The following is a 5,252-nucleotide window of genomic DNA, read 5'->3' as shown; positions in this document are numbered from 1 at the left end:
CTATACCAATTATGATATTTTCCCACAGCTGAGAAGACGTAGCAGCTTCCATTAAGTCACCTTTTTCGTTGGCGAGATGGAAACTTAGTAGAGATATTTGAGAGTTATGGAAATTTATAAAAATTAACCGAATGACATTGGGGGTGTACTTACCCCGGACCCCTGTCATATAGATGTCAGTGCCCCTGCAGGTCCCGGCAAAAAACGACAGGTTGCTGCTCCCATAAAAAACTCCGCGGAGTCGTGCTAATTTGATAACTGTCGCTCTCAGTTCCTCAATGGCCGGCAGAAAACCTCGTCCTGAGTCCGGATCCCATTACGCGTGAGGGTCACGTGGCCATATGCGCCACCAATCCACATTTGAAATCCAACCTTCAGATCCAATGCGACCACTTCGCCTGAATGAGGTGACACGGTGTTTCCTTTAGCCATGAGGAGCGGGGAATTGGGTACGGAGGAATCACCAATGAAATTTCCACTTGCTTTCAAATTGTCGATAACGATGAGCTCACCAGCAACGGTGATGACCTGAGCTGTCGTTTTATCAGCGGAAAACAGGATTTCGAAATTAGGAAGCATAAGTCCTCGGCCTTCAACCTGGGAAGATTCGCTGCTCACACACTGTGCCGCAAGCGGCGAGGCTAGAGGTTCGGCGTGAACTGCGACTGAAGACAGAGAGTAAACTGCAAAAAAGAGTGCTGCTGGAACGGAGCGCTTGAATACGAGCATGATATTGTCCTTGTTGTTTTCTCATTATTTTGCAGAGCTTTTGCCACCTAATTGACAGCCCTGCCAGACCCTTCTTTACGCCCAGTCACACATTCTGTAAAATGAATTATTCAGAATGAAATCGTGCAAGAAAATGAAATGAATTTTGACCACATCCGATACTTTAATGAAGTCGCGCGCATGGAACATGTGTGTCGCGCCGCGAAAAGCCTCGCCTTACTCCTTTATGCATCCTATGGAATTGCTTCGCCTACGGTATCCCCCATGGTATACCTCCTGCTCAGAAGTAGGCTACTTATCCGGAATCAGTCTAATGGCGGAAGCTTTTCCGTTTAAAAAACAGTAACGATGCTAAACTCAGGATGAACTTCCTTTTTCGGTTTGCGTTCCAACATCCGAAGACGGGAAGCTAGCAGAGTCAGGGCCTCGGGACTCAACTGAAGGGTATGTTCATTCTTCTGAAAGATAGTTCCCACGGGGTAATCGACCCCGGCCTCAGCCGACATCTCGATGTGAGCACCCATGACGTAAGTCAGAGGCCTGCCTTCAAGAAACCTCATCAGGCGTTCGATGCTGGATTTAAACTCCTTCCAGTTCCGAATATAGATGCGTCCAGGATAGATGCTGTCCCCGGAAAAAAGCAGGCCAGTCTTCCTATCATAAAAAGCAAGATCTCTTCCTTCGTGACCTGGTACCGGTATGACGTCAAGGATTCTCCCTCCAAGATCAACCCCGCCGATCGTTGAAGGCCAACTCCTGATGCCGAAGAAGGTCGGGGCCTCATCTGGGGAGACCAGACGGGTTCCGGCTTGCTCAGCAAACTGCGTATCGCCTGCCATGTGATCGCCGTGACCATGGGTATGAGCAACGATCAACTCGATCCGGGATCTCGCATCCGCTCCGTAATGCTCAAGCATCAGGTTTTCAACCGTCTGTCGCAGAGGAAACTCAGCTGCGGACTTGGTTGCGCCTGTGTCCAGCAACAGAGCACGTTTGGTACCGAAGATAACGTACATGAAGGGGGCTTCGTAGTGCACGCACTTGTTTTGCCGCATGATAATCAGGCCGCTATTATAGCGATGAACCTGGATCGGCGGATCTACATTTGACTTGCAATCGGGGGCGCCATGAATCCAGGTGACATCGAGAGTACCGCTTTCAATACCCAAGTCAGGACCTACTGGTCCTGGCGAGACACCCGCGTAAAGGGCGCGTAAAGAAAAGAGCAGCAGTCCACAAAATGGGTGCATACGCATAGGCCTTCCTTATTCACAGGGCAGGAAAAAATCAGGACCGACCGTACAATAAAACTCACCGACGACCTTAAGCGCTGCTTTGGATTCCTCGGACGTCTCCGTGAGACTGCCCTGAGCGTCAAGACTATAGTATTGGCCTGCCTTGAGCTTGCTGAGCAAATTGTCGGGGAAATTGAAGGTCAGGGTCGAAACAGGCGGCCTGGCGTCGTTGATCCACTCGACCTGGACAATCTGGTCGAAATTGTTAAGAGCACTGATCTTGTGAACCAGATAAGACTTGCCTTTGACCTGCAGCGAAAAGTAGTGCAGCGAAGCCAGAGGCGGGTTGCTGGCGTGAAGGTGCGAAACCTCGAGGACTTTTTCCACGACAACGTCGATGTCTGTCAGCAGCAGCTTGCCTTTGTTCTCAAAGTTCCCTTGGTAAAGGGATGCCTTGAAAGACTTGATCTTGCCCTCGAGCAGTTCGGGGAGAAGAAAGGGCTTGGGCTTAAGGGTGAACATGGCTTGCGGGGTTCCAGGCGCCTGCACCGTCTTGTAGAGTTCAAGGGCGTCGGCGCTGGTATGCTTCAGCGTGACCTTGAAGAGGGCTTGCCAGTCGTGTGGGATCATGAACATAGGGATATGCGATGCATAAAGCTGCTCGTCGCCAAAGAGGACCATCCCATGGACTGCAGGAAAGACTTCCTGCGGATGGTTATGAGGTTCCTTGACATCAGCTGATTTAGCATCACCTGCTTGTATGAACAATGACAGGGCTAAGGCTATGTGTGCGATTTTCATTCAATACTTCCTGTTTCTTATATGACGCGAAAAGTGAGGATTGATACTTTGCTTGTGAGTTCGTAACAATTTTCAGTGATTACATTGAAACGCAAGCCTCTCTGAAATAAACTTTGCCGCAAAGTTTATAATGATTAAAATTCATTATTTTCATAGTATGATGAGTTTTTATGAGTTTAATGAGCCCCCAGCTTTTAGCTTTCGTTGCCATCGCCCGCCATGGCACGGTGCACCACGCTGCGTTTGAATTGAAGATCACGCAAACCGGGGTCACCCAGAGGCTTAAGACCTTGGAATCCCAGCTGCAGGTGTCGCTCTTTGAACGTTCGCGAAAGGGTATGCGTCTGACGGCAGAGGGTGAAGCCCTGCTCCGCTACTGCCATAAGGTCCTCGAGCTCGAGGGGGAGACTCTTGCGCTTTTGGATGACAAGAGTGGTCAGAATGTGACCCAGAGGCTATCCGTTGTAGGCCCTTCCAGCATGATGCGCGCCCGTATCATACCAAGGAGCAAAGGGCTTCTCGAAAACTTTCCCCAGCTTCGCTTTACTTATGATCTCGATGATTCGATTGAAAGCGCTATCAGCAAGCTGCGGTCGGCCGAAATCCAGGTGGCGGTCCTACCTCCTGAGCACATTGCCAGGGAGATGGACAGCAAGCACCTAAGGCCGGAAGCCTATGGGCTCTATGTTCCTCAGGCATGGAAGAATCGGCCGATTCAAGACATTGTGATAAGTGAGAGCATTATCGATTTCAACGAGAACGATACAATGACCTTCCAGTTCCTGCGCTTGATAGGCGAAATTGATTCCTATGTCGGCGAGCGACACTATTCCAACAATACGGATGCCCTAAGTTCAATGATTAAGGCTGGGGTTGGATATTCCGTGCTTTCGGATGAATTTGTGGCTTCGCTACCCGAAGCGCAGTCTCTGGCGAGGCTTGAGCATAAGATGTCCTTCCAGATCAAATTTGCATTGGCATGGTATCCCCGGCCCTAGATGCCACGCTACTTCAGGGCGTTTATCGATGCCCTGGAGTGATACTCACACATGCTACAAGTGATGCGCCAGCCGTTTCCAAGGTGCAGGTGGAAGCAGCGGAATGGATTAAAGTTCAGAATTTGACCATCCGATACAGAACCAACTGGCGAAGATTGATATTAACTGTAATGGTAAAGGTGGGTCCATGCTCAAAAATTTCTGGTATGTCGCCGGTCAAACGCGCGGAATCACTCGAGTTCCAAAAAAGATTATCTTATTAGGCAAGGAATTGGTCGCGTACCGCGACACCCAGGGTCAGGTCGTGGTCTTTGACAACCGCTGTCCCCATCGAGGCGCTGAGCTAGCCAAAGGACACATTGAGGGCGATTGTATCCGCTGCCCCTACCACGGTTGGAAATTTAACTCGCACGGTGACTGTCTGGAAATTCCGTCGAACACCTCCAGGGATGGTATTCCCCCTCGTGCTCAATTGACAAAATATAGTGTCCAGGAACGTTACGGATGGCTTTGGGTTTATATTGGGGACCTCGCTGCAGACCAGAGGCCGCCACTGCCCGAATATCCCTTATACGGTGCCGACGGATGGAGATCTGTGCATGGAACCTTTCATTGGGACGCTCACTATTCTCAGGTGATGGACAATGCAGTGGATATGGCACATACAGCTTTTGTGCATAAAAAAACATTTGCCAACCCGGCTCTGGTTCCTGATTATGAGATTGCGACGAACGAATGGGGCGCCGTCACGACCATACCTCATGAACCCAGACCGCCGAAAGGCCTATGGAAGTTCTTCCATCCAACGAGAAAGACGGTGACGGTTACGCTTGAATTTCACATGCCCAATATTGTCTGCATGTCGACTGACGCAGGTTCTATTCGCTTTTCCTTGATCGTCGCTCATACACCTGTCAATGAGCACCAGACCACCAGTCATTGGCTTATGATACGCAATTTTCTTAGGGTTCGTGCTGGCGATTGGGACAGCACGTATCGGGTGCAGAAAATACTGAGTGAGGACAAGGCTATTCTGGAAAGCATCAGTCCCTTATCAGTGCCCTTATCCCCGTCGTCCCAGGTACACGCCAGGGCTGATCAACTCTCGCTCACCTATCGGCGTTATCGCAAGCGCTTTATTGATATGGGCTGGACGATGAATGAAGTGGAAACATCGGGACAAAAAAGGCAGCTGCCGACGAAATCAGCAGGTTAATTGTCTTTCGTTAAACTGTGTTGATCAGGAGGCAAATCCAGAAGGTACTCAACAAGCTGAATGAACTGCTCCACCCAATCCTCACAAGCCCTGCGGGCTTGGCAGCCGCTCATCGATTCGCGGCTTTTGGTTTGGAATGGAGTTTCGTGTTTCACAGGAAAAGAGTTCTTCTCCTCCACACCTGAGGCCGGTTCCCGACCCGTGACAAAGCCTGTCAAAGCATAATTTAAGATTACCAAAGCCGCATTCACATCCCGATCAAGTATAAGCTGG

6 protein-coding genes are annotated in these 5,252 nt (G+C 50.0%); 2 read left to right on the top strand and 4 right to left on the bottom strand.

Features of this window, described 5'->3' with window-relative positions; all coding sequences use genetic code 11:
• Positions 1–267: 267 nt before the first annotated feature.
• The 3 genes from VE954_RS32690 to VE954_RS32680 all read right to left on the bottom strand — a co-directional run bounded on the left by VE954_RS32690 (position 268) and on the right by VE954_RS32680 (position 2,765).
• Positions 268–729: a hypothetical protein gene (locus VE954_RS32690; RefSeq protein ID WP_324960945.1), complete on the bottom strand. Its 462-nt coding sequence runs from the start codon at positions 727–729 to the stop codon at positions 268–270.
• A 332-nt stretch (positions 730–1,061) separates the two neighbouring features.
• Complete coding sequence (locus VE954_RS32685; protein WP_324960943.1) at positions 1,062–1,985, bottom strand: MBL fold metallo-hydrolase; 924 nt, start codon at positions 1,983–1,985, stop codon at positions 1,062–1,064.
• Between the two features lie 9 nt (positions 1,986–1,994).
• Positions 1,995–2,765 carry a hypothetical protein gene (locus VE954_RS32680; protein WP_324960941.1) on the bottom strand — a complete coding sequence of 257 codons (771 nt, stop codon included), beginning with the start codon at positions 2,763–2,765 and terminating at the stop codon, positions 1,995–1,997.
• A gap of 170 nt (positions 2,766–2,935) precedes the next feature.
• Between VE954_RS32680 and VE954_RS32675 the strand changes: the two genes are divergently transcribed.
• Together VE954_RS32675 and VE954_RS32670 are read left to right on the top strand one after the other, a co-directional pair.
• On the top strand, positions 2,936–3,763 hold the full coding sequence (locus tag VE954_RS32675; RefSeq protein ID WP_324960939.1) for a LysR family transcriptional regulator: 828 nt from the start codon (positions 2,936–2,938) through the stop codon (positions 3,761–3,763).
• Positions 3,764–3,950: 187 nt separating this feature from the next.
• Entirely contained in the window at positions 3,951–4,979 is a 1,029-nt protein-coding gene (locus VE954_RS32670) for an aromatic ring-hydroxylating dioxygenase subunit alpha (protein WP_324960937.1), read from the top strand.
• On the opposite strand, the gene VE954_RS32665 is transcribed toward VE954_RS32670, so the two are convergent.
• Positions 4,976–5,252, bottom strand: a 277-nt coding sequence (locus tag VE954_RS32665) for a hypothetical protein (protein WP_324960935.1), incomplete at its 5' end; no start/stop codon positions are given. The genes VE954_RS32670 and VE954_RS32665 overlap by 4 nt on opposite strands.

It is taken from the genome of Oligoflexus sp. (genome assembly GCF_035638955.1).
Lineage (GTDB): Bacteria > Bdellovibrionota_B > Oligoflexia > Oligoflexales > Oligoflexaceae > Oligoflexus.
Note: the sequence above shows the minus strand (reverse complement) of the source record. Positions and strands in the feature narration are given on the sequence as shown.